Below are 23174 nucleotides of genomic sequence, written 5' to 3'. Positions count from 1 at the left end.
GTCGCATGATACCCTTTACGACCCCCTGACCGCGAATCGTGGACCCTTTCCGCATGCCGATCTCCCCCTCCCAGCGCCGCTACCTGCGCAGCCTTGCGCACGACCTGCACCCGGTGATCCTGCTTGGTGCCAAGGGCGCGACGCCCGCCGTGGTCAAGGAGCTGGACCTGGCGCTGAGCCACCACGAACTGGTCAAGGTGAAACTCTCCGGTGGCGACAAGGAAGCGCGGGACGCGCAGATCGCCTGCCTGACCGACGGTACTGGCGCCGAGAGCGTGCAGCAGATCGGCCATACCGTCACGCTGTTCCGCCGCAACGAGGACGAGCCCAAGCTCGCCCTGCCCCGCTGATGGACCTTTCGCTCGAGCGCCCGGAGGGCTACCTGTTCATCCGCCGCGTGGGCGAGCGGTCGATCACGGTGGTCGACCGGGAGTTGGAATCGAGCTTCCTGCTGGCGCCGGACCGGTTGGTCGAGGATTGGCCAGCCGGTGAGGCGACGGCGCTGGACGACGTTGCGGGCGAGGCTCTGCGCGCGCTGGAACCGGAAGTCGTGCTGCTGGGCACGGGCAGCCGCCAGCGCTTTCCGTCGGCCGCCTTTCTGGCCGGATTCCTGCGCAAGGGCATCGGCATCGAGGTGATGGACAACGCGGCCGCGGCGCGCACATATGACCTGCTGGCCGGAGAGGGCCGACGGGTGGTGGCTGCTTTCATCCTGCCGGGGACCGGGTCGGCGGGCTGAAGCCCACACTAGGAAGAACACATCCAGGGCGGGCGTTGCCGCGCCGGCGCTTACCGCGACGGCAGATAATCGAGCGGATCGACCGGATTGCCATCGCGGCGGATCTGGAACTGCAATTCATCACGCGACGCGCCGGTCGAGCCCATCTCGGCGATCAACTGCCCCGCGCTCACCCGCTGTCCTTCCTTCACCAGCCGCTTGCGGTTGTGCCCATACGCCGACAGGAAGTCGTCGTTGTGCTTGATGATGATCAGCTCGCCGTAACCGACCAGGCCGTTGCCGCTGTACACGACCACGCCATCGGCCGCGGCCCGCACCGGATCGCCCGGCTTGCCGGCCAGTTCGATGCCAGGGATCGCGTCACCACTCTGGAATTTCTTGATCAACGTGCCCTCGGCCGGCCATCGCCAGTTGACGCCGCCCGCGGTGCGCGTGGCGCCTTTGGGGGCGGGCACGGCGGGCGGCGCAGGCGTGGCTGCCACGGGAGCGGGAGCCGGCGTCACCGCTCCCGGGCGCGAAGGCGCCGGGGCGACGGGCTTGAACACGGGCGCGGCGGGGCGCGCCGGTGCGGACGCGACCGGCGGCCGCGTGCCCGTGGGGCGGCCCTGCGTGGGAGCAAGCCGCAGCATCTGGCCCGGCCAGATCGTGTAAGGCGAACCGATGCCATTCCAGGCGGCAAGATCGCGAAAATCCAATCCGTGGCGGAACGCGATGGAATAAAGCGTGTCCCCGCGCAGTACGCGGTAACTGCCCGGGACCGTCCGCGGTGCAGCGGCCGAGCGATGCGGAGCCGTCACGTCACGATGGGGCTGGACCACGACCGACCGGCCACAGGCGGCAAGGAGAACCGCGGCCGAGCATGCCGCCGCGAAGCGCATCCATTTCTTCATGCCGGCCAGCATACCCAGCCGACACGCCGATTTCACGGAAAGCGCCGTGCTCAACGCAGCCAGATCCACCAGACCAGCAACAGGGCCAGCACGATGATCGCCGCCCAGCCGATACGCTCGATGTGCTTGTGCAGCAGCCGCTCGGCCCGCTCGCCGAACAGGCGGATCAGCAGCGCCAGCAGCCACACACGCTTGCCGCGTCCCACCGCCATGCACAGCAGGAACGGGATCACCGGCACGCCCACGATGCCCGACGCCCAGGTGACGAACTTCATCGGCACCACCGGCTGCAGCGCAGCCAGCGCCAGCACCAGCAGCAGGCCCAGCCAATGCTGGTTCATCTGCGAGCGCAGGCTGGCCACCCCCTGCTCGATCGGTTCGAGCAGGTGCAACGAGGCCAGCAGTGGTTGCAGCGCCTGGAATGCCCAATGGCCCAGCGCATAGCCCACCAGCGAGCCGAGCAGCGAAAACAGCAGGCTGACGTTGGCGTAGAAGAACGCCTTCTGCCGCTTGCCCAGCATCATCGGCGCCAGCATCACCTCCGGCATGATGGGGAAGATGAAGGCTTCCACGAAACTCAACCCGCTGAGGTAATACACGGCCCGAGGGTCGCGCGCCCAGACCAGTGCACGCGAATAGAGCGTTCCAAACAGGCGCATCTAGTGGATTCCTTGTCGCCGGAGGGGTGGCATCAACCGATGCCGCCAAGCAGCGGCACGAAACTCACCGGACCAAGCTCTTCCTGGATGAAATCACCCTGCCCGTTGCCGCGGATGCGCAGCAGCATCTGGCTGCTGGGCGAGCCGACCGGCGCCACCAGCACGCCATCCGGCGAGAGCTGGTCGAGCACCTGGCTGGGGATCGCGTCGCCCGCGGCGGTGAGGATGATCGCATCGAATGGCGCCTGATCCGGCCAGCCCAGCTTGCCGTCGTCGTGGCGCGAACGCACGTTGTCCAGGCCCAATTGGCGAAAGCGCCGACGCGCCTGGCGCAACAGCTCCTCGATGCGCTCGACCGTGAACACCTGCCCGACCAGCGCCGCCAGCACCACCGCCTGATAACCGGAGCCGGTGCCGATCTCCAGCACCTTCTGCGGCACGCCGCCGTTGAAGTGCTCCAGCAGCGCCTCGGTCATGCGCGCGACCACCCAGGGCTGCGAAATGGTCTGGCCGTGGCCGATCGGCAATGCGGTGTTCTCGTAGGCGCGCGAGTGCAGCGCCTGGTCGATGAAATGGTGACGCGGTGTGTTGCGGATCACTTCGATCACGCGCGGATCGCGGATGCCGCTCTCCTTGAGCGTGGCGGCCAGGCGGTCGCGCGCGCGCTGCGAGGTCATCCCCTCGCCCTTGAACGCCGACGGCGGCAGCGGATGGATGTTCATCGTCATCGCGTCAGGCCGCCTTTTCGTCCATCGCGTCGGTCATCGCCTGCATCCAGCCGCTGATTTTCTCCAGGGCCTGGTAGCGGGTGAGATCGACGTGGATCGGCGTGACCGACACATAGCCGCGCCGGACCGCGTCGAAGTCGGTGCCGGGGCCATCGTCCTCGGCGCCGCCGGACGGCCCGATCCACCAGATCGGCTTGCCGCGCGGGTCGGTCTGGGCGATGCACGGCGCCGAGCGATGCCGCTTGCCCAGTCGGGTGACCTCGAAGCCCTGGATCTCATGCCAGGGCCGGTCCGGCACGTTGACGTTGAGGATGGTGTCGGCCGGCAGCGGATCGACCAGCAGGCGGCGCATCAGGATCAGCACGGCCTGCGCGGCCGAGTCGTAGTGATCGCCCTTGTGGTCGCGGCTGGCCAGCGAGACGGCGATCGCCGGCAGGCCGAGGAAGCGCCCTTCCATCGCCGCGGACACGGTGCCCGAGTAGATGACATCGTCACCAAGGTTGGCCGAGTTGTTGATGCCGGACACCACGATGTCCGGTTCATGCTCGAGCAGGCCGGCCAGCGCCAGGTGCACGCAATCGGTCGGCGTGCCGGCCACGCGATAGCGGCCATCCTCCATCTTCAGCGCGCGGATCGGCGCGTCCAGGGTGAGCGAGTTGCTGGCGCCGGAACGGTCGCGGTCGGGCGCCACCACCGTCACCTGCCCCACCGCCGCCAGAGAGTCGGCCAATACGCGGATGCCGGGGGCGTCCACGCCGTCGTCGTTGCTTACCAGGACTCGCATGATGTTCCGTACAGATGCACGAGCGCGGCCCCGAAGGCGCGCTCCGAATCCTTCGAAGTCTACCGGACCGGCCCACCTCTTTCACGGGCAGGCGGTCGGAATCCTCGCGCTCGGCGAACGGAGCGGATGGCGGCGGGGTTTGAGGAAAATGGCCACCGGTCCCTTGTTAGCATGGCCCCATGAAGAAGCGCCGCAGCCCATCCGAGCCTGACGAGAACGACATCCGACTGTTCCGTGATGCCATCGGGCCGGTACGCGAAATCCGCGCCGATAGCCCGCCGCCACCTGCACCCCGGCCGGAACCGCGTGCGCACATGCTCGAAGCGGACGAAGCGGCCGTCCCGGGCGAGCTGCTGGAGCTTGCCTTCGATCCCGCACTGATGGAAATCGGCGAGGAGCTGGGCTACCTGCGCGATGGCTACCCACCGCGCCTGTTGCGCCAGCTCAAGCGGGGCCAGTTCAGCATCCAGGACGAACTGGACCTGCACCACATGAACGCCGCGGCCGCCCAGGCCAGCATCGTCAGCTTTCTGGCCGAGGCCCGCCAGCACGGGCTGCGCTGCGTGCGCATCGTGCACGGCAAAGGCCTGCGCTCCAAAGCTGCCGGCCCGGTACTGAAGGTGCTCACCGACCGCCTGCTGCGCCGCCGCGACGACGTGGTCGCCTTCGCCTCGGCCAAGCCTGCCCAAGGTGGCACCGGCGCCGTCGTGGTCCTGCTGAAAAACGCCTAGCGGCGGATCAGTCGGCGCGTATGGCCGCCACCGGCGCCACGCCAGCGGCACGCCGCGCCGGTCCCAGCACCGCGAGCTGACCGAGAACCACCGCACCAGTGCGCCCGCCAGGGCAAACCAAGGAGCCTCAGGCCTGCGCCAGCTCGCGTGCCACCACGGTGGCATAGGCGCCAGCGGGCAGTTCGAAGCCCAGCTCCAGTGCGTCGTCGGCCAACCAGCGCCAGGAGAGATGGCGAGGCAGCAGGCGCAGGGGGCGGCGCTCCTGATCCATGCGGGCCGCCGCAAGGCCCTCGGCCAGGTCGCTATCGCGCGCTGCAACTTCGCGTTCCAGCGCGCCTGCCGCGGCTGTCGTCGGCGGTTCGCCCTGCCCCCAGAGCGAGCCAGAGGGGTGGATATCTCCCTTCGCCAGGCGCTCGGCCAGCGTGGCGTCGAAGGGTTCCGGTCCGAACCAGGAGCGCGAACCGGCAAGTGACCAGATCTCCCCGTCCAGCGGCGTGTCCCATGCGCCCTGCTCCACGCGCGCGGCAAGCACACCATTGAAGATGTGCGAGCGGGCGGCCGACAGCAGAAAGCTGCGCTTGTCGCGGTCGACCCGGCGGCCGGCGAACATGGCCCTCGCCTGCGCCACGTTGCCGCCCTCGCGGCCGAAGCGCTGTTCGCCGAAGTAGTTGGGCACGCCGCGCGCGGCGATGGCCGCCAGCACCCGCTCGGCCTCTGCGCGATCACCCTGCGCATCGCGCAGCACCAGCACGAAGCGGTTGCCCCGCAGCGCACCGCGCTTGAGCTTGCGGTTGTGCCGTGTGGCGGCAAGCACTTTCACCTCCGCATGCGGGAAGGCCGACCAGTCCGGGTCGGGCTTGCCCGCCAGCTGGACAGTGAAGGCCTGCCGGGTCACCGCGTGGCGGTCCTTCAGGCCCGCGTAACCCACGGCGGCCGGTGGCACACCCGCGAAACGGGCCAGCTCGCGCGCCACCCAATCGGTGTTGGCGCCACGCTTCTCCACCCACAGCAGCGCATGTTCGCCCGTGCCCTCGGCGTCGTAGCCGAGGATTTCCTCGACGATGAAGTCCTCTGGCGTGGCGCGCAGTTGCGCGGTGAGCGGCGGGGTGCCGTGGGCATAGGGAAGTTCGTGCACTGCGGTCCTTGGTCGGGTTCGCCCGGCTTTGTGGGAGCCCGGGCTACATCAGGAAAAGCGAGGCGAGGCCCAGGAAGATGAAGAACCCGCCGCTGTCGGTCATCGCCGTGATCAATACGCTCGATCCCAGCGCCGGGTCACGGCCGAATTTCATCATCAGCATCGGTATGCCGACGCCGCAGAAGGCGGCCAGCAGCAGGTTGAGCGTCATGGCCGCGGTCATCACCACGCCCAACGCAATGTTCTCGTACAGCAGCCAAGCCACCACGCCGATCACCCCGCCCCAGACCAGGCCGTTGAACAGCGACACGGCCAACTCCTTGCGCCACAGCCGCTTGGCGCTGTCAGGCGTGATCTGGTTGAGCGCCAGCGCGCGCACGATCATGGTGATGGTCTGGTTGCCGGAGTTGCCGCCGATGCCGGCGACGATCGGCATCAGCGTGGCCAGCGCCACCAGCTTCTCGATCGCGCCCTCGAACAGGCCGATCACGCGCGAGGCGATGAAGGCGGTCACCAGGTTGATGGCCAGCCACGACCAGCGGTTGCGCAGGCTCGCCCATACCGAGGCGAAGATGTCCTCTTCCTCGCGCAGGCCGACGCGGCTGAGAGCTTCGCTTTCGCTCTCCTCGCGGATCACGTCGACCATCGCATCGACCGTGATGCGTCCGATCAGGCGTCCGCCGTCGTCGACCACCGGCGCGGTCACCAGGTCGTAGCGCTCGAACGCCTGGGCCACCTCGTACGCGTCATCGGCCGGGTGGAAGGTGTTGACGTCCGGCGCCATCACTTCGCTCACCATCTTTTCCGGCGAGTTGACCAGCAGCCAGTGCAGCGGCACCACGCCGGTGAGCAGGTTGTCCTGGTTGATCACGAACAGCTTGTCGGTCTGCGCGGGCAGCTCGTCGAAGCGGCGCAGGTAGCGCAGCACGGTCTCCAGGCTCACGTCCTCGCGGATCGTGACCATCTCGAAGTCCATCAGCGAACCGATCTGGTCCTCTTCCCAGGACAGCGCCGACTGCACCCGCTCGCGCTGCTGCGCGTCGAGGCTGGCCATCAGCTCGGGCAGGACCTCGGTCGGCAGGTCCTCGACCAGATCGGCCAGCTCGTCGGCATCCAGCGGCTCGACCGCGGCGAGGATCTCGCGCTGGTCCATGTCCGCGATCAGCGATTCGCGAACCGCGTCGGACACTTCCAGCAGGATTTCGCCGTCGCGGTCGGCCTTGACGCGTTGCCAGACCGCCAGGCGCTCGTCGAGCGGGAGCGCCTCCAGCACGAAAGCGATGTCCGCCGGATGCAGCTCGTCGAGCAGCTGCTGCAGCTGTGCCTGGTCGTCGGGCGAGGGCGTTTCGGCCAACCGCTCCAGCAGCGCGGTAATGGCTTCCAGCTGCTCCGGCAGCCGGTTCGCGCCGCGGGCCTCGGCTTCGCTCACGCGCGCTCCAGCAGCACGCAGGCCTGCGCCGCGATGCCTTCGCCCCGGCCGGTGAAGCCGAGCTTTTCGGTGGTGGTGGCCTTGACGCTGATGCGGGCGACCTCACAGGCGAGATCCTCGGCCAGGTTCGCGCGCATCGCCCCGGCGTGCGGGCCGACCTTGGGCGCTTCGCCGATCACGGTGATGTCCGCATTGCCCAGCGCGTAGTTGTGCTGCGACATCAGAAGCGCCGCGTGGCGCAGGAACTGGCGGCTGTCGGCATCGCGCCAGCGCTCGTCCGACGGCGGGAAGTGCCTGCCGATGTCGCCGAGCGCCAGCGCGCCGAAAATGGCGTCGCACAGCGCGTGGATCACGACGTCGCCGTCGGAGTGCGCGACCACGCCGCGATGGTGCGGCACACGCACGCCGCCGAGCACGACGAAATCGCCCTCGCCGAACGCGTGCACGTCGAAACCCTGGCCTATGCGCATCACCCCGTCCTCGTCAGCAGGAACTCGGCCAGCGCGAAATCCGCGGCCGTCGTCACCTTGATGTTGTCCTCGGCACCCTCCACCAGCAGCGGCGCAACGCCCGAGTGCTCCATGGCCATCGCCTCGTCGCTGACCGGCACACCCGCGCGGCTGGCCGCCTCCAGCGCTGCCACAAGCTGCCCGCGGCGGAACATCTGTGGCGTGAAGGCGCGCCAGCGCTGTTCGCGCGGCTCGGTCCGGACACTGCGATGGCGTTCGTCGGCGCGCTTGAGGGTATCGCGCAGCGGCGCACCGAGCAGGCCACCCTCGACCGCCGACGCCAGCTCGACCAGCCGTTCGATGTCCGCAGCCCGCACGCAGGGGCGTGCCGCGTCGTGCACCAGGACGAATTCATGCTCGCCAACGTCGGCCGGCAGCGCGCGCAGGCCGGCCAGTACCGAGTCGGCGCGCTCGCCGCCGCCGGTCGTGGTGAGCACGGGTTTGCCGCCCATGTGGGCGATGCCCGGCCAGCGCGCGTCATCGGCCGCCAGCGCCACCATCAAGCCGGCGATGCGCGGGTGCGACGCCAACCGCTCCAGCGTATGCAGGATCAACGCGCGTCCCGCCAGCGGCAGGTACTGCTTGGGGCAGTCGCCGCCGACCCGGGTGCCGCGCCCGGCGGCCGGTATCACGCACCACAGCGGGGCCACGTCAGTGCCCGCCGCTGTCGCTGGCCGGCGGCGGGCTGCTGGCGCTGCCGGCCGGTCGTTCGACCACCTGATAAAAGGTCTCGCCGGGCTTGATCAGCCCCAGCTCCGCGCGGGCGCGCGCTTCGACCGCCTGCTCGCCGTGCTTGAGGTCGCTGACGTCGGCCGCCAGCGCCTGGTTGCGCTGTAGCAGTTTGTCGTTCTCGCCGGTCTGCTTCTGCACCGACGCACGCAGCGTCTGGACTTCATGCATGCCGCCGCTGCCGGTCCACAGCTTCAGCTGCAGACCGATCAGGATCACGATGAGGATCAGGGCGATCCAGCGCAGCATGGGCAGTGCGACCTGTCAGCGTCAGCCCGGCAGGCGGGCGAGGTTGGGGAACGCGTCGCGACCGGCGTAGCGGGCGGTACTGCCCAGCTGCTCCTCGATACGCAGCAGCTGGTTGTACTTGGCCACGCGGTCGGTGCGGCAGAGCGAGCCGGTCTTGATCTGGGTCGCGGTCGTCGCGACGGCGATGTCCGAGATGGTCGTGTCCTCGGTTTCGCCCGAACGATGCGACACCACCGCCGCGTACCTGGCGGCATCCGCCATGGCGATGGCTTCCAGCGTCTCGGACAGCGTGCCGATCTGGTTGACCTTGATCAGGATGGCATTGGCAATATGCTTTTCGATGCCTTCCCGGAAAATGGCCGGGTTGGTCACGAACAGGTCGTCGCCCACCAACTGGACCTCTTTGCCGATCTTGTCGGTCAGCAGCTTCCAGCCGTCCCAGTCGCCCTCGGCCATGCCGTCCTCGATGGTGACGATCGGGTACTGCTTCGCCCAGCCGGCCAGCAGGTCGACGAACTGCTCCGGCGCGTAGACCTTGCCCTCGCCTTCCAGATCGTACTTGCCGTTCTTGAAGAACTCGGAACTGGCCACGTCCAGGCCCAGCAGGATCTCGCTGCCGACCTTGTAACCAGCCTTGCCGACCGCCTCAAGGATGGTATCGAGCGCCTCGATGTTGGAGCGCAGGTTCGGCGCGAAACCGCCCTCGTCACCCACCGCGGTGCTGAGGCCCTTGCCCTTGAGCACGGCCTTGAGCGCATGGAAGATCTCCGCGCCGGCGCGCAGCGCCTCGGCGAAGTTGGGCACGCCGACTGGCAGGATCATGAACTCCTGCACGTCGACGTTGTTGTCGGCGTGCGCGCCGCCGTTGACGATGTTCATCATCGGCACCGGCAGGCTGCCCGGCTTGCCGTGCGAGAGGTACTTCCACAGCGGCTCGCCGCGCGAGGCGGCCACCGCGTGCGCTGCAGCCATCGACACGCCCAGCAGCGCGTTGGCGCCGAGCTTGCCCTTGTTCGGCGTGCCGTCCAGCGCGATCAGCTTGCCGTCCAGACCTTTCTGGTCGGCGGCGTCGAAGCCCTTCAAGGCCTCGGCGATGGCGCCATTGACGTTCGCCACCGCGCGGGTCACGCCCTTGCCACCATAGCGCGCCTTGTCGCCGTCGCGCAGCTCGACCGCCTCGCGCGAACCGGTCGAGGCGCCGCTGGGCACCGCCGCCCGGCCGAACGCGCCGCCGGCCAGGGTGACTTCGGCTTCCAGCGTGGGGTTGCCGCGCGAGTCGAGGATTTCACGGGCGTGGATGCGGGTGATCGTCGTGGTCATGGTGGTCCGTCATCAAAGGTGGAAGGGTTACCGCAGGAGCCCGCTTGCGGGCGATGCGCTTCGCGTCTTGCCGAGCGCATCGCCCGCGAGCGGGCTCCCTAAAAGGAGGCCGAGCTTATAGCGCTTGTTCCAGGAAGCCGTGGCGCTTGGTCACGGCGTCCAGTTCCATCAGGGTTTCCAGCAACGCTTCCATCTTGCCCAGCGGCCAGGCATTGGGGCCGTCGGAGAGCGCCTTGCTTGGATCGGGATGGGTCTCGGCAAACAGGCCAGCCACACCGACCGCCACCGCCGCGCGCGCCAGCACCGGCACGAACTCGCGCTGGCCACCGGAGCTCGCGCCCTGGCCGCCGGGCAGTTGCACCGAGTGGGTTGCGTCGAAGACCACCGGGCAATCCGTTTCACGCATCACGCTCAGCGAGCGCATGTCCGAGACCAGGTTGTTGTACCCGAAACTCGCGCCGCGCTCGCACACCATGATGTCGTCGTTGCCCACGGCCTTGGCCTTGGCGACCACGTGCTTCATGTCCCACGGCGCGAGGAATTGGCCCTTCTTGATGTTCACTGGCTTGCCGGCGCGCGCCACGTTCTGGATGAAATCGGTCTGGCGGCACAGGAACGCGGGCGTCTGCAGCACGTCGACCACCGCTGCCACTTCGTTCATCGGCGTGTATTCGTGCACGTCGGTGAGCACGGGCACGCCGATCTGGCGCTTGACCTCGGCCAGCACGCGCAGGCCTTCTTCCAGGCCCGGGCCGCGGAAGCTCTGGCCGGAGGAGCGGTTGGCCTTGTCGAAGCTGGACTTGAAGATGAAGTTCACGCCGAGCCGAGCGGTGATTTCCTTCAACTGGCCGGCCACATCGAGTTGCAGCTGTTCGGACTCGACCACGCAGGGGCCGGCGATCAGGAACAGGGGCTGGTCGAGGCCAACTTCAAAACCGCAAAGCTTCATGGGTGTTTCCCGTCATGGGCCCGCCTGACCGGCGGACCACTGCTGGAGGGGCCGCTGCCGCGCGCCCCGTGAGTCTCGTACTACCGCGCAGTCACGCCCTTGCCTGTGCTCCGGCCAGCTTTTCGCTTTCGCGCATCGCCTTGTACTCGCGCGCTGCCTCGACGAAACCGATGAACAGCGGGTGCCCGTCGCGCGGCGTGGAGGTGAACTCCGGGTGCGCCTGGCAGGCCAGGAACCACGGGTGCTTCTGCTGCGGCAGCTCGACGATCTCCACCAGCAGGTCGTCCATCGACTTGCCGGAAACCACCAGGCCCAGATCCTCGAAATCCTGTCGGTAGCGGTTGTTGAATTCGTAGCGGTGGCGATGGCGCTCGCGCACCACTTCCTGGCCGTAGGTCTCGCGCGCCAGCGTGCCGGTCTTCAGGCGCGCTTCCTGCGAGCCCAGGCGCATGGTGCCGCCCAGGTCCGAGTGCTCGCTGCGCTGTTCGGTCTCGCCGGTGGCGGTGGTCCACTCGGTGATCAGCGCGATCACCGGGTTGGCGGTGTTGCGGTCGTTCTCGCTGGAATCGGCGTCCTTCAGGCCCGCCACGTTGCGGGCGAAGTCGACCACCGCCGCGTGCATGCCGTAGCAAATGCCGAAATACGGCACCCCGTTCTCGCGGGCGTACTTGGCCGAGAGCACCTTGCCCTCGAACCCGCGCTTGCCAAAGCCGCCCGGCACCAGGATCGCGTCGGCCTTGCCGAGCACCTTCTGCGCGCCCTCGGCCTCGACCTGTTCGGAATCGATCCAGTCCAGGTTGACGCGGGTCTGCTGCTTGATGCCGCCGTGGCGCAGCGCCTCGCCGAGCGACTTGTAGGCGTCCTTGTGCTCGACGTACTTGCCCACGATCGCGATGGTGACCTCGTCCTTCGGATGCTCGACCGCCTCGACGGTACGGCGCCAGCTGGACAGGTCCGCCGGCTTGGCGTCCAGCCCAAGGCGCTTGACCACGATGTCGTCCAGGCCCTGGCCGTGCAGCCACAGCGGAGTCTTGTAGATCACGTCCACGTCCACCGCGCTGATGACGGCGTTTTCCGGCACGTTGGTGAACAGCGCGATCTTGCGCCGCTCGCTCTCCGGCAAAGCCTCTTCGCAACGGCACAGCAGGATGTCCGGCTGGATGCCGATCGAGCGCAGTTCCTTGACCGAGTGCTGGGTCGGCTTGGTCTTGATCTCGCCGGCGGCCTTGATGTACGGGACCAGGGTCAGGTGCATGAACAGGCACTTCTCCGGCCCGTGCTCGATGCGCAACTGGCGGATCGCCTCCAGGAACGGCAGCGATTCGATGTCGCCGACGGTGCCGCCGATCTCTACCAGCGCCACGTCGAAGCCGCGGGTGGCCTCGTGCACGCAGTGCTTGATCTCGTCGGTGATGTGCGGGATCACCTGCACGGTGGCGCCCAGGTAATCGCCGCGGCGCTCCTTGCGGATCACCGACTCGTAGATCTTGCCGGTGGTGATCGAGTTCTTGCCGGTCAGGCGGGTGTGGACGAAGCGCTCGTAATGACCCAGGTCCAGGTCGGTCTCCGCGCCGTCGTCGGTCACGTAGACCTCGCCGTGCTGGAAGGGACTCATGGTGCCCGGATCCACATTGATATAGGGATCGAGCTTCATCATGGTGACCGAAAGCCCGCGCGCCTCGAGGATGGACGCAAGCGACGCCGCCGCGATGCCCTTGCCGAGCGAGGACACCACACCGCCGGTGACGAAAATCAGGGGGGTCATGGAATGCAGCCGTGCTGGAAATTCGGCATTTTAGCGGGTGACGGGCCCGGCGGCGAGACTTAAAGAGTCGCGCGATTCATGCTCGGGGCCCCTTTCCCTCCGGGCAAGGGTTCGCTGGCACCCGATTCCGCGCTCCGCCCGTTCCCTGATCGGCCCTTCGAGCCCTCTCCACCAACGATAGAGGGCTGTGGTTCGGCCTCACCATATCCGCCACACCGTTCGCCCTGGCTTAGCGCCAGGCGATGGAGTCGAAGGGCTCACCGGGACCGCCGCGGCGCTTCGACCCCGGTGGTTCTTGCCCGCACCGGGCGTGAACCACTCTCGTGGAAGGCGCTAGCATGGATGGATGACCACCCCCATCCCCTCCCGCCTTGCGGCCCTGCGCATGGCCATGCAGAAGCACGGCGTTGCCGCCTGCCTGATCCCTTCCGCCGACCCGCACCTGTCCGAGTACCTGCCCGCGCACTGGGCCGCGCGCGAGTGGCTGTCCGGCTTCACCGGCTCGGCCGGCACGCTGGTGGTAACCGCCCACGCCGCCGACCTGTGGACCGACTCGCGTTACTTTTCCCAGGCCGAACAGCAGCTGGCCGGCACGGGCGTGGCGCTCAAGAAGCAGAAGATCTCGCACGCCCCCGAGCACCTGCAGTGGCTGCAGGAACACCTCAACGAGGGCGACGTGCTGGCGGTCGCCGGCGACAGCCTGTCCGTCGCCGCCCGCAAGCAGGTCGAACGCCTGCTTGGCGAGGCCGGCGCGCGGGTGCGCACGGACCTGGACCTGCCGGGCGAGGTCTGGACGGACCGGCCCGCCCTGCCCAGGGCGCCGGTGTTCGAACACGCCTCCGGCTTCCCGGGGGCCACCCGCGCGGAAAAACTCGAACGCCTGCGCGCCAGCCTGCGTCGCCAGCAGGCCACGCACCACCTGGTGTCCAGCCTGGACGACGTCGCCTGGCTGACCAACCTGCGCGGCAGCGACGTGGAGTGCAATCCGGTGTTCCTGGCCCACCTGCTGGTGCAGACCGACGGGCCCGCCACGCTGTTCGTCGACCGCGGCAAGTTGTCCGATACGCTGGTCGCCGCGCTCAAGGCCGACGGCATCCGCATCGCCGATTACGCCACGGTCACCGACGCGCTGGGGGAGCTGGGCAAGAACGCGCGCCTGCTGCTCGATCCAGCCCGCGTGGTTTGCACCGTGGCCGACGCGATCGGCACCGAGGCCGGGCGCGTGGAAGCGGCCAACCCCTCGACGGCCTTCAAGGCCCGCAAGACCGAAGCCGAGCTCGAACACATCCGCGAGGTGATGCGCCGCGATGGCGCCGCACTGGTGCGTGCCTTCCGCCGGCTGGAAGAGCGCCTGGCCGCCGGCATGACGCAGTCCGAGCTGGATGTCGATGCGCTGCTGCGCGACGAGCGCTCGGCACAGCCGGACTTCATCGGTGAAAGCTTCGCCACGATCGCCGGCTACCAGGCCAACGGCGCCCTGCCCCACTACCGCGCCACCCCAGAAGCGCACAGCACGCTGCAGCGCAAGGGCCTGCTGCTGGTCGACTCCGGCGGCCAGTACCTCGGCGGCACCACCGACATCACCCGCGTGCTGGCGCTGGGCGAGACCAGCGCCGAGCAGCGTCGCGACGCCACGCTGGTGATGAAGGGCCTGATCGCGTTGTCCCGCGCTCGCTTTCCCAAGGGCGCGAGCGGCCCGCAGCTGGACGCGCTGGCGCGTGCGCCGCTGTGGGCCAGCGGCCTGGACTACGGCCATGGCACCGGCCACGGCGTGGGTTACTTCCTCAACGTGCACGAAGGCCCGCATGCGATCCGCCCGCCGGCGCCCCAGGGGGCACTGGTGCCGCTGGAGCCGGGCATGATCACTTCGATCGAACCGGGCCTATACAAGCCGGCGCGCCACGGGATCCGCCACGAGAACCTCGCGGTCGTGGTGCAGGCGGACCAGACCGAGTTCGGCGAGTTCTACGCCTTCGAGACGCTCACGCTGTGCCCGTTCGATCGTCGCGCGCTGGAAGCGGGCCTGCTCAACCCGGAAGAGCGCGCCTGGCTGGACGACTACCACGCCACCGTGCGGGCGGCCCTGGCGCCGTTGCTGGAGGATGCGGACCTGGCGTGGCTGGAGCGGCACTGCGCGCCACTGTAGTTCGGCGCAAGGGTGCCTCCATCCGCGCTTGCGGGCACCTCCCTGCATAGAACGAGGTGCGACACGAACACCCCGCCCTCTCCTGTCGAGCCTCCATCCCGCAACGCGGAGAAGGTGTCGGAGGCGGGCGGGGGCACCGCCCGCGAGCGTCTCCGCTTGACCACCCCGCCCGCCTCTCGCCATCCTGCAACGCTTCCGTCCCCTGACCGACCCCACGCATGAGCAGTCGCTACAACGCCGCCGACATCGAAGTCCTCTCCGGCCTCGATCCCGTCAAACGCCGCCCCGGCATGTACACCGACACCTCGCGCCCGAACCACCTGGCGCAGGAAGTCATCGACAACTCGGTGGACGAGGCACTGGCCGGACACGCCCGAGCGATCGAGGTGGTGTTGCACACCGATGGCTCGGTCGAGGTCAGCGACGACGGTCGCGGCATGCCGGTGGACATCCATCCGGAGGAAGGCGTGCCGGGCGTGGAACTGATCCTCACCCGCCTGCACGCGGGCGGCAAGTTCAGCGGCAAGAATTACAACTTCTCCGGCGGCCTTCACGGCGTCGGCGTGTCGGTGGTCAACGCCCTCTCGCAACGCGTGGAAGTGACCATCCGCCGCGACGGCAGCGAATACCGCATGGCGTTCGAGCACGGCGATCGCGTCAGCGAGCTGGAGGTCATCGGCTCGGTACCCAAGAAGAAGACCGGCACCACCGTGCGCTTCTGGGCCGATCCGAAATACTTCGATTCGCCGAAGATCTCGGTGCCCAAGCTCAAGCACCTGCTGCGCGCCAAGGCCGTGTTGTGCGCAGGCCTCAACGTCAAACTGGTCGACGAGACCAGCGGCGAAACCAGCGAGTGGTACTACGAGGACGGCCTGCGCGACTACCTGCGCGGCGAGCTTGATGGCGCCGAGGCGATCCCTTCGGAGCTGTTCGTGCACCACGTGGCCCGCGACACCGAGGGGCTGGACGTTGCGCTTACCTGGCTGCCCGAGGGTGAGCTGGTGCAGGAGAGCTACGTCAACCTGATCCCCACCGCACAGGGCGGCACCCACGTCAACGGCTTGCGCTCGGGCCTGACCAACGCCATCCGCGAATTCTGCGATATCCGCAACCTGCTGCCGCGCGGCGTGAAGCTGGCGCCTGAAGACGTGTGGGAACGCCTGGCTTTCGTGCTCTCGGCCAAGTTGCAGGACCCGCAGTTCGCCGGCCAGACCAAGGAGCGCCTGTCCTCGCGCAATGCCGCGGCGCTGTGCGAGAGCGTGGTGCACGACGCCTTCAGCCTATGGCTCAACCAGCACGTGGACCTGGGCGAAAAGATCGCCCAGCTCGCCATCGAGCGCGCCAGCGCGCGCCTGAAGGCGGCCAAGCAGGTGGTGCGCAAGAAGATCACCCAGGGCCCCGCCCTGCCCGGCAAGCTGGCCGACTGCACCGCCACCGACCTCACCCGCACGGAGCTGTTCCTGGTCGAGGGCGATTCGGCTGGCGGCAGCGCCAAGCAGGCGCGCGACAAGGAGTTCCAGGCGATCCTGCCGCTGCGCGGCAAGATCCTGAACACCTGGGAAGTCGAGTCGACCTCCGTGCTTGCCTCGGAGGAAGTCCACAACCTGGCCGTGGCCATCGGCTGCGATCCGGGCAAGGACGACCTCTCCGGCCTGCGCTACGGCAAGGTGATCATCCTGGCCGATGCCGACTCCGACGGCCTGCACATCGCAACCCTGCTCTCGGCCCTTTTCCTGCGCCACTTCCCGTCCCTGGTGCGCGAGGGCCACGTGTTCGTGGCGATGCCGCCGCTGTTCCGCGTGGACGTGGGCAAGCAGGTGTTCTATTGCCTGGACGAGGCCGAAAAGCAGTCCATGCTGCAGAAGATCGAGCGCGAGAAAATGAAGGGCGCCGTCTCGGTCACCCGCTTCAAGGGTCTGGGCGAGATGAACCCGGCGCAGCTGCGCGAGTCGACCATCCATCCGGACACCCGCCGCCTGGTCCAGCTGACCGTCGACGACAGTGAAGGTACGGCCAAGCTGATGGATATGCTGCTGGCGAAGAAACGTGCCGGCGACCGCAAGAGCTGGCTGGAAGAAAAGGGCGACCTGGCCACCCTGGAAGTCTGACCGCCTGCCGGCATGCGCGCAGCCGGCAGGCCGCGGCGCATGCCAGCCCCGGGGCCTGCCCATCCAGCGTTCCGGCTGTCGTGCGGCGATCGCGTCAGTCCCGCCTCGCCGCTCGACCACGAGACGGTCCGCGGCGAACCATGTCAGCCCAAGCCGTAGCGGTCCGGCCATCGCCGTGGACCGTGCGCAGAGCGCATCCTGCGCGACGACCCACATAGCGGTCGCACACAGGCGCGCTCCAGGCGACCACTGTCCGCGCTAAGGTACGCGCTTCCAACCGTCCGAGCGCAGCCATGGCCCTGCTACCGCCTATCGACCTGCAACGCTGGATCGACGAACACCGCCATCTGCTCAAGCCGCCGGTGGGCAACAAGTGCATCGTCGACGGCGACTTCATCGTCATGATCGTCGGTGGCCCCAATGCGCGCACCGACTACCATTACGACGAAGGACCGGAGTTCTTCTACCAGCTCGAAGGCGAGATGGTGCTCAAGGTGCAGGATGAAGGTGCCGCGCGGGACATTCCGATCCGGGCCGGCGAGCTGTTCTACCTGCCCGCACGGGTGCCGCATTCGCCCCAGCGCATGCCCGAATCGGTGGGTCTGGTGATCGAACGCCGCCGTCTGGCTGGCGAACAGGACGGCCTGCTGTGGTTCTGCGAGCGCTGCAACCACAAGTTGTACGAGGAGTACTTCACGCTGCAGAGCATTGAACAGGATTTCCCGCCCGTGTTCGATCGCTTCTACCGCTCACGCGAAGCACGCACCTGCGACGCCTGCGGGCACCTGAACCCCGCCCCCGCACGGTACGAGCCCGCCTGACGGCGCAGGGTGGGCTTCAGCCCGCCGCTCGGGTGCCGCGCGGGAAACGGTGGGCTGAACCCCACCCTACGGAGAGCGGACCAGCCAGCGCTGCGCCATGCGTCGCAGCGATTCGTCCGCCTGCGGGTCCTGAGCGATCGCCCGGATGGAGCGCCAGGCCAGTTCGAGCGACTCCTCGCTGACGGCGAACGCCTCGCTCCCCGTCGCGCGCACGACGTAACGCACGTCGTAGTGCCAATGCGCCGGTTCGTTGCCGCGAGCAGGGATCAGGTGCCGGTCCAGATCGAAAATGTCCGGCTCGACAGCCAGTTCCGGCAGGCCGGACTCCTCTTCCGCCTCACGCCGGGCCACGCGCGCGAGGTCCCGATCACCATCGGCATGCCCGCCCAGCTGCAACCAGCGGCCCAGCTTGCGGTGATGGGTCAGCAACACCCGCTCGCCATCCGCGCTCACCAGCCAGGCCGAACCGGTGAAATGGCCCGGCCCATGCGTACGCTCGAACACCTCCGGCGCGCTGGCCAGAAAGCCCAGGAATCCATGTACCTCCGGGTCGCCCGGCGAGGCTTCTGCGAATCTATGAAGGGCGTCGCCAAGCGGGTGGTTCGATGTCTCGGGCATGTTCGTGGGGCGAAGGACAAACCGCGATTCTAGCGACGCCGCCGCATGGCTTGCGGCGCTTGTACCCCCAGTCACGCTCGGCTAAGGTTGCCCGTCACTTCGGCTCGACGCGTGGCTAACGCAAAGGTCGGGGAGCACGTTGTCTTTCCATGGGGAACGCTATGCTGTTTAAGCGCGTCAAGCCGCTCGACCAGATTCTCGCTACCGCCGAAAAGAAGTCCCTCGTCCGCCAGCTCGGCCCGTTCCAGCTCACCATGCTGGGTATCGGCGCGATTATCGGAACCGGCATTTTCGTGCTCACCGCCGAAGCAGGCCAGAAGGCCGGCCCCGGCATGATGATCGCCTTCGTCATCGCTGCCGTCGTGTGCGCCCTGGCTGCACTGGCCTACGCCGAACTCGCCTCGATGGTGCCGGTGGCCGGATCGGCCTACACCTACACCTACGGCGTGCTAGGTGAAGGTATCGCCTGGATCGTGGGCTGGGCGCTGGTGCTCGAATACACCATTGCCGCCAGTACCGTCTGCGTCGGTTGGGCCGGTTACGTCAACGGCCTGCTGACCCACGCCGGATGGGGCTTGCCGCATTTCCTTCAGGTGGGTCCGATGGATGGCGGCAGCTTCAACCTGCTGGCATGTGCGATCGGCCTGGCCGTCACCCTGTTGCTGGTGCTGGGCACTTCCAAGTCGGCCAAGGTCAACACCGTGCTGGTGCTGATCAAGATCGCCGCGCTCACCGCCTTCATCTTCGTCTCCCTGCCGGCGGTGCAGGACCAGAACTTCCACCCGTTCGTCCCCAACGGCTGGGGCAGCCCGATGGGCGGCATCGGCGTGTTGGGCGCGGCCGCGTCGATTGTTTTCGCCTACATCGGCTTCGACGCGATCTCCACCGCAGCCGAAGAAACCAAAAACCCCAACCGCAGCATCCCGATCGCACTGATCGGTTCGCTCGGCGTCTGCACGATCTACTACCTGCTGGTGAGCTACGGCGCGGTCGGCTCGGTGGGCGCGCAGCCCATGCTCGGTCCGGATGGTGTGGCGCTGGCCCCCGGTACGCCGGCCTTCGCGGCGGCCTGCGTTGGCTCGGACGCGCTGGTGTGCAGCAAGGAGGCGCTGGCCCATGTGGTGCGCCTGCTGGACCACAACACCATCGGCGGCTTCATCGCCTTCGCTGCCGGCATCGCGTTGCCGTCGGTGATCCTGACGATGACCTACGGCCAGACCCGCATCTTCTTCACCATGTCGCGCGACGGCCTGCTGCCGGGCTCGCTCGCCAAGATCCACCCGCGCTACCACACGCCCCACGTGATCACGCTGATCACCGGCACCTTCGTGGCGCTGTTCGGCGCGCTGTTCCCGGTCGGCATCCTGGCGGACATCACCAACTCCGGCACCCTGTTCGCGTTCATCATGGTGTCGATCGGCGTGCTGATCCTTCGCCGCACGCAGCCGGAGCGCCCGCGCCCGTTCCGCACGCCGCTGCCGTGGCTGATCTGCCCGCTGGCGATCATCGGTTGCCTGCTGCTGTTCCTGAACCTCTCGAAGGAAGCGAAGATCACCTTCTTCGTGTGGGGCGCCATCGGCCTGGTGGTGTATTACCTCTACGGCCACCGCAAGAGCCACCTGGCCAACGGTACCGAACCGGTCTGACGCTTGCGTCGCCTTCCCAGCAAACACCTGCCGGCACGGTGAAAACCGTGCCGGTTTCATGTCCGGAACGCCCATGCTGAAGCAACTGCTCGCCCGCAAGACCGACTTCTCCGACGCCGATGATGCACACGGCCCTGGCCTGCGCCGCACGTTGGGCCCGTGGGGACTGACCGCGCTGGGCATCGGTGCGGTGATCGGTGGCGGCATCTTCGTCATCACGGGGCAGGCCGCGGCCGAACATGCCGGCCCGGCGGTGATCCTGGCCTTCATCATCGCGGCGGTGTGCTGCAGCTTCACCGCGCTGTGCTACGCCGAATTCGCCACACTGATCCCGATGTCGGGCAGCTCCTATTCCTATGCCTATGCGACGCTGGGGGAACTGGTCGCCTGGTTCATCGGGTGGAACATGGTGCTCGAGTACGGGGTATCGGCCTCCGCCGTCGCTGTGAGTTGGACCGGGTATTTCGTCAGCCTGCTGGACCATATCGGAATCCACCTGCCCGCCGCCCTCACTACGGCCCCCCTCGCCTACCAGGGTGGCCATCTGGTCAGCACTGGCGCGTTGTTCAACCTGCCCGCCGTGGCCATCGTGCTGGCGCTGACCTGGCTCTGCTACGTGGGCATCCGCGAGTCCAGCGGCGCGAACGTTGCGATGGTGTTGCTCAAGGTCGGCCTGATCGTGGTGGTGATCGTGGCCGGCTGGCGCTACGTGAATCCGGATCTGTGGCATCCGTTCATCCCGGCCAATGAAGGACCGGAAAGGTTCGGCTGGTCCGGCATCATGCGCGCATCGACGCTGGTCTTCTTCGCGTACATCGGTTTCGAGGCGACCTCGACCGCCGCGCAGGAGGCGAAGAACCCGCAACGCGACCTGCCCATCGCCACAATCGCCTCGCTGGCCATTTGCACCGTGCTCTACGTGGGCATGGCGGCGGTCATTACCGGTCTGCTGCCGTTCAAGCTGCTGGGCACGGCCGAGCCGGTGGTCACCGCGGTCAAGGCCCACGCAGAACTGGAATGGCTGCGCTGGCTGGTCGAGGTCGGCGCGCTGATCGGCCTGTCCTCGGTGGTGCTGGTCATGATCATCGCGCAGCCGCGCATCTTCATGATCATGGGCCGGGACGGCCTGCTTCCGCCGGTATTCGCCAAGATCCACCCGCGCTACCGCACGCCACACATCAATACGGTGATCACCGGGCTGGGCATCGCCGCGCTGGCGGCGGTGTTCCCGCTGGACATTCTGGGTGACCTGGTTTCGATGGGCACGCTGATCGCGTTCGTGGCGGTATGCGCGGGCGTACTGGTCCTGCGTCATACCCAGCCGGAACTGCCTCGCACCTTCCGCGTCCCGTGGGCGCCAGTGACCTGCACGCTGGGCGTGCTGAGCTGCCTGACGCTGCTCTACTGGGAAAACTGGTACCAGTGGCTGATGCTGGGCATCTGGACGGCGGTCGGGCTAGTGATCTATTTCGCCTACGGCCGCCGGCATAGCCAGTTGCGCAAAGCGTCGCTGTCCGCCGGCAGCTGACGTGCGGTTGCCGGGCAGGCACCCGCTTCGGGGAAGCATTCAAGCCAACCGGGCGTCCGACCTGGGCAAGCGGCTTTCGAGCCGTCTGTCGCAGACCTGCCCAAGGTTTCAGGAACCCGTTCGTTCGGCGACGTTCGTAGGCGGACGCGACACTTAACTTCAATATAACAATCGCAAACGACCGACCACGAATCATTTACAGCCCCAAAGCCTTGATATTTAAAGGTTTAACGGAACTTTTTCGATAAAAAATCCAGCGACCCGCATCCGAACTGCCCCCCACGGGAGTATCATCTGTGTTCCGAGGGTTGATCACTTGGCAGTGGGCCCCGGATCGCCGCCCGGCGCGTCAGGCGGGTCAGCTCCTCAGCCTGACGCGTCTGGGCAGCACTTTTCACACTGGCCGATCGGCCGCTTTCCCTACACGTAAATCCTCGGCGCGGCGCGCGTCGAACGCGTGCGTGCCTACTCAGGCCTTCCTGGCCGTGTGCGAGACACACCAGCCCTTGGCGTTCACCGACTTGCCAGGGAACAACTGGCAGGGACCGTAAGCCTTGGCGCTGGGGTCGGTATAGAACTGGCAGTTTGCGCAGACATCGCCGGGCTTGCGCTTGGGATTCTTCGACTTGCTGGCGTCCTCGACATAGTCGAGCGCCTTGGCGGTCGGGTCGGATTCCGCCACGTGCGGCAGGTCAGCTGCGCGCGCGATGCGTGGCAAGCCACCGACCACCGCAGCGGCTGCGGCGGTTCCGGCCGCCACCTTCAGGAAGCGACGACGCGATTCGAGGTCTTTCTCTTGCGACATGGTTGAACCTCCATTGTTTCCGCCCACCGCGGACGCGGCGGCCTGTCGCGATGGTACGCCGCGAACGTCAATTCCACCTGACTTGCGAGAACGACTCGCATTTGCCATTGGGCGCACGGGTGAGCGTGTTATAGTCGCACACCGTTTGGACGTCCAAATCACCATGCAGGAATTGCCCTCCTCCGTCGACCCCGCCCGCTTCGCGCTCTGCGCCGACGCCATCGCCGAAGCCGCGCGCGAGCTCGCCTCGCTAGGCTGGACGCCTGCCACCAGCAGCAACTTCTCCATGCGCGTGAACGGCGAACTCGCGGCCATCACCATTTCCGGCCGCGACAAGGGACGGCTGGGTCGCGAGGACATCATGCTGGTGGACATGGCTGGCCACGCGGTCGGCACCCGTGCCCGTCCCAGCGCGGAAACCGGCCTGCATACGCAGGCCTACCGGCGACTGCCGCACGCGCACGTCGTGCTGCACACCCACTCGCGCACGCAGAGCGTGGCATCGCGGCTGTTCGCGCGCGAGGGCGCCGTGCGGCTGGAAGGCTGGGAGCTGCAGAAAGCCATCACCGGCTACACCACGCACGAGAGCGTGCTGGAGATCCCGGTGTTTCCCAACACCCAGCACATGCCCGAACTGGTCGAGCGCATCGACGCCTGGCTGGATGCCGGCAAGCCGCTGCATGCCTACCTGATCGACGGCCACGGGATCTACACCTGGGGCGCCGACATGGCCGAGGCGAGGCGCCACCTGGAAGCGCTGGAATTCCTGCTCGCCTGCGAGCTGGACCTGAGGGTCTATTCATGACCTCCAGGCGTCACGCACCGGAGTGGCTTGCACGCGTACCAGCGTCATCGCCCGATCGTGGACGGGCGCCCAATCCCCGAC

23 protein-coding genes are annotated in these 23174 nt (G+C 67.6%); 9 read left to right on the top strand and 14 right to left on the bottom strand.

The window, feature by feature from the left end; all coding sequences use genetic code 11:
- The first annotated feature begins 53 nt into the window (after window positions 1-53).
- Window positions 54-350, top strand: coding sequence for a ribosome assembly RNA-binding protein YhbY (gene yhbY / locus J7I44_RS16040; protein WP_209623085.1), 297 nt, complete (start codon window positions 54-56; stop codon window positions 348-350).
- Window positions 350-739: an Mth938-like domain-containing protein gene (locus tag J7I44_RS16035; RefSeq protein ID WP_209623083.1), complete on the top strand. Its 390-nt coding sequence runs from the start codon at window positions 350-352 to the stop codon at window positions 737-739. Before yhbY ends, J7I44_RS16035 begins: the two co-directional genes overlap by 1 nt.
- 50 nt (window positions 740-789) lie before the next feature.
- Here J7I44_RS16035 and J7I44_RS16030 read toward each other — a convergent pair whose 3' ends face one another.
- Genes J7I44_RS16030 through surE form a run of 4 tightly spaced genes read right to left on the bottom strand, consistent with a single transcriptional unit; the run spans window position 790 to window position 3800 of the window.
- Complete coding sequence (locus J7I44_RS16030) at window positions 790-1641, bottom strand: peptidoglycan DD-metalloendopeptidase family protein (protein ID WP_245188261.1); 852 nt, start codon at window positions 1639-1641, stop codon at window positions 790-792.
- 38 nt (window positions 1642-1679) lie between these two features.
- Window positions 1680-2288: a YqaA family protein gene (locus J7I44_RS16025; protein WP_209623079.1), complete on the bottom strand. Its 609-nt coding sequence runs from the start codon at window positions 2286-2288 to the stop codon at window positions 1680-1682.
- A gap of 32 nt (window positions 2289-2320) precedes the next feature.
- The gene (locus J7I44_RS16020; RefSeq protein ID WP_245188232.1) at window positions 2321-3010 is read right to left on the bottom strand and encodes a protein-L-isoaspartate(D-aspartate) O-methyltransferase; all 690 of its coding nucleotides are present in this window, start codon (window positions 3008-3010) and stop codon (window positions 2321-2323) included.
- Between the two features lie 10 nt (window positions 3011-3020).
- Complete coding sequence (surE, locus tag J7I44_RS16015; protein WP_209623077.1) at window positions 3021-3800, bottom strand: 5'/3'-nucleotidase SurE; 780 nt, start codon at window positions 3798-3800, stop codon at window positions 3021-3023.
- Window positions 3801-3979: 179 nt separating this feature from the next.
- Between surE and J7I44_RS16010 the strand changes: the two genes are divergently transcribed.
- On the top strand, window positions 3980-4531 hold the full coding sequence (locus tag J7I44_RS16010) for a Smr/MutS family protein (RefSeq protein ID WP_209623075.1): 552 nt from the start codon (window positions 3980-3982) through the stop codon (window positions 4529-4531).
- Window positions 4532-4658: 127 nt separating this feature from the next.
- Here J7I44_RS16010 and truD read toward each other — a convergent pair whose 3' ends face one another.
- From truD to pyrG, 8 genes are all read right to left on the bottom strand, one after another.
- On the bottom strand, window positions 4659-5666 hold the full coding sequence (truD, locus tag J7I44_RS16005; RefSeq protein ID WP_209623073.1) for a tRNA pseudouridine(13) synthase TruD: 1008 nt from the start codon (window positions 5664-5666) through the stop codon (window positions 4659-4661).
- Between the two features lie 43 nt (window positions 5667-5709).
- Window positions 5710-7095 (bottom strand): magnesium transporter, encoded by a 1386-nt coding sequence (gene mgtE / locus J7I44_RS16000; protein ID WP_209623071.1) that lies wholly within the window; start codon window positions 7093-7095, stop codon window positions 5710-5712.
- The gene (gene ispF / locus J7I44_RS15995; RefSeq protein WP_245188231.1) at window positions 7092-7565 is read right to left on the bottom strand and encodes a 2-C-methyl-D-erythritol 2,4-cyclodiphosphate synthase; all 474 of its coding nucleotides are present in this window, start codon (window positions 7563-7565) and stop codon (window positions 7092-7094) included. The genes mgtE and ispF overlap by 4 nt, the downstream gene beginning before the upstream one ends.
- Window positions 7565-8254, bottom strand: coding sequence for a 2-C-methyl-D-erythritol 4-phosphate cytidylyltransferase (gene ispD / locus J7I44_RS15990; RefSeq protein ID WP_209623067.1), 690 nt, complete (start codon window positions 8252-8254; stop codon window positions 7565-7567). Before ispD ends, ispF begins: the two co-directional genes overlap by 1 nt.
- Before the next feature lies 1 nt (window position 8255).
- Window positions 8256-8582, bottom strand: a complete 327-nt coding sequence (gene ftsB / locus J7I44_RS15985; RefSeq protein WP_209623064.1) for a cell division protein FtsB — start codon at window positions 8580-8582, stop codon at window positions 8256-8258.
- A gap of 21 nt (window positions 8583-8603) precedes the next feature.
- The gene (eno, locus tag J7I44_RS15980) at window positions 8604-9902 is read right to left on the bottom strand and encodes a phosphopyruvate hydratase (protein ID WP_209623063.1); all 1299 of its coding nucleotides are present in this window, start codon (window positions 9900-9902) and stop codon (window positions 8604-8606) included.
- A 115-nt stretch (window positions 9903-10017) separates the two neighbouring features.
- A complete protein-coding gene (gene kdsA / locus J7I44_RS15975) occupies window positions 10018-10851 on the bottom strand; it encodes a 3-deoxy-8-phosphooctulonate synthase (protein WP_209623061.1) in 834 nt (277 codons plus the stop codon).
- Between the two features lie 91 nt (window positions 10852-10942).
- Entirely contained in the window at window positions 10943-12616 is a 1674-nt protein-coding gene (pyrG, locus tag J7I44_RS15970; RefSeq protein ID WP_209623059.1) for a CTP synthase, read from the bottom strand.
- A gap of 346 nt (window positions 12617-12962) precedes the next feature.
- Between pyrG and J7I44_RS15965 the strand changes: the two genes are divergently transcribed.
- The 3 genes from J7I44_RS15965 (at window position 12963) to J7I44_RS15955 (ending at window position 17691) form a co-directional block, all read left to right on the top strand.
- A complete protein-coding gene (locus tag J7I44_RS15965; protein WP_209623057.1) occupies window positions 12963-14762 on the top strand; it encodes an aminopeptidase P family protein in 1800 nt (599 codons plus the stop codon).
- 218 nt (window positions 14763-14980) lie between these two features.
- Window positions 14981-16870, top strand: coding sequence for a DNA topoisomerase IV subunit B (parE, locus tag J7I44_RS15960; protein WP_209623055.1), 1890 nt, complete (start codon window positions 14981-14983; stop codon window positions 16868-16870).
- Between the two features lie 293 nt (window positions 16871-17163).
- Window positions 17164-17691, top strand: coding sequence for a 3-hydroxyanthranilate 3,4-dioxygenase (locus tag J7I44_RS15955; RefSeq protein ID WP_209623053.1), 528 nt, complete (start codon window positions 17164-17166; stop codon window positions 17689-17691).
- Window positions 17692-17757: 66 nt separating this feature from the next.
- On the opposite strand, the gene J7I44_RS15950 is transcribed toward J7I44_RS15955, so the two are convergent.
- Window positions 17758-18309, bottom strand: coding sequence for an NUDIX hydrolase (locus J7I44_RS15950; RefSeq protein WP_209623051.1), 552 nt, complete (start codon window positions 18307-18309; stop codon window positions 17758-17760).
- Between the two features lie 161 nt (window positions 18310-18470).
- Between J7I44_RS15950 and J7I44_RS15945 the strand changes: the two genes are divergently transcribed.
- Together J7I44_RS15945 and J7I44_RS15940 are read left to right on the top strand one after the other, a co-directional pair.
- Complete coding sequence (locus J7I44_RS15945; protein ID WP_209623049.1) at window positions 18471-19955, top strand: amino acid permease; 1485 nt, start codon at window positions 18471-18473, stop codon at window positions 19953-19955.
- A gap of 73 nt (window positions 19956-20028) precedes the next feature.
- The gene (locus tag J7I44_RS15940; RefSeq protein WP_209623048.1) at window positions 20029-21483 is read left to right on the top strand and encodes an amino acid permease; all 1455 of its coding nucleotides are present in this window, start codon (window positions 20029-20031) and stop codon (window positions 21481-21483) included.
- 469 nt (window positions 21484-21952) lie between these two features.
- Here the strand turns inward: J7I44_RS15940 and J7I44_RS15935 are convergent, their stop codons facing one another.
- Window positions 21953-22288 (bottom strand): high-potential iron-sulfur protein, encoded by a 336-nt coding sequence (locus tag J7I44_RS15935; protein WP_209623047.1) that lies wholly within the window; start codon window positions 22286-22288, stop codon window positions 21953-21955.
- 163 nt (window positions 22289-22451) lie between these two features.
- On the opposite strand from J7I44_RS15935, the gene J7I44_RS15930 reads away from it, so the two are divergent.
- Window positions 22452-23093 (top strand): methylthioribulose 1-phosphate dehydratase, encoded by a 642-nt coding sequence (locus J7I44_RS15930; protein WP_209623046.1) that lies wholly within the window; start codon window positions 22452-22454, stop codon window positions 23091-23093.
- The last annotated feature ends 81 nt before the right edge of the window (window positions 23094-23174 follow it).

The organism is Frateuria flava (assembly GCF_017837635.1).
GTDB classification, from domain to species: domain Bacteria; phylum Pseudomonadota; class Gammaproteobacteria; order Xanthomonadales; family Rhodanobacteraceae; genus Frateuria_A; species Frateuria_A flava.
The sequence above is the reverse complement of the archived record's forward strand: the minus strand, read 5'-3'. Positions and strand labels throughout refer to the sequence as shown.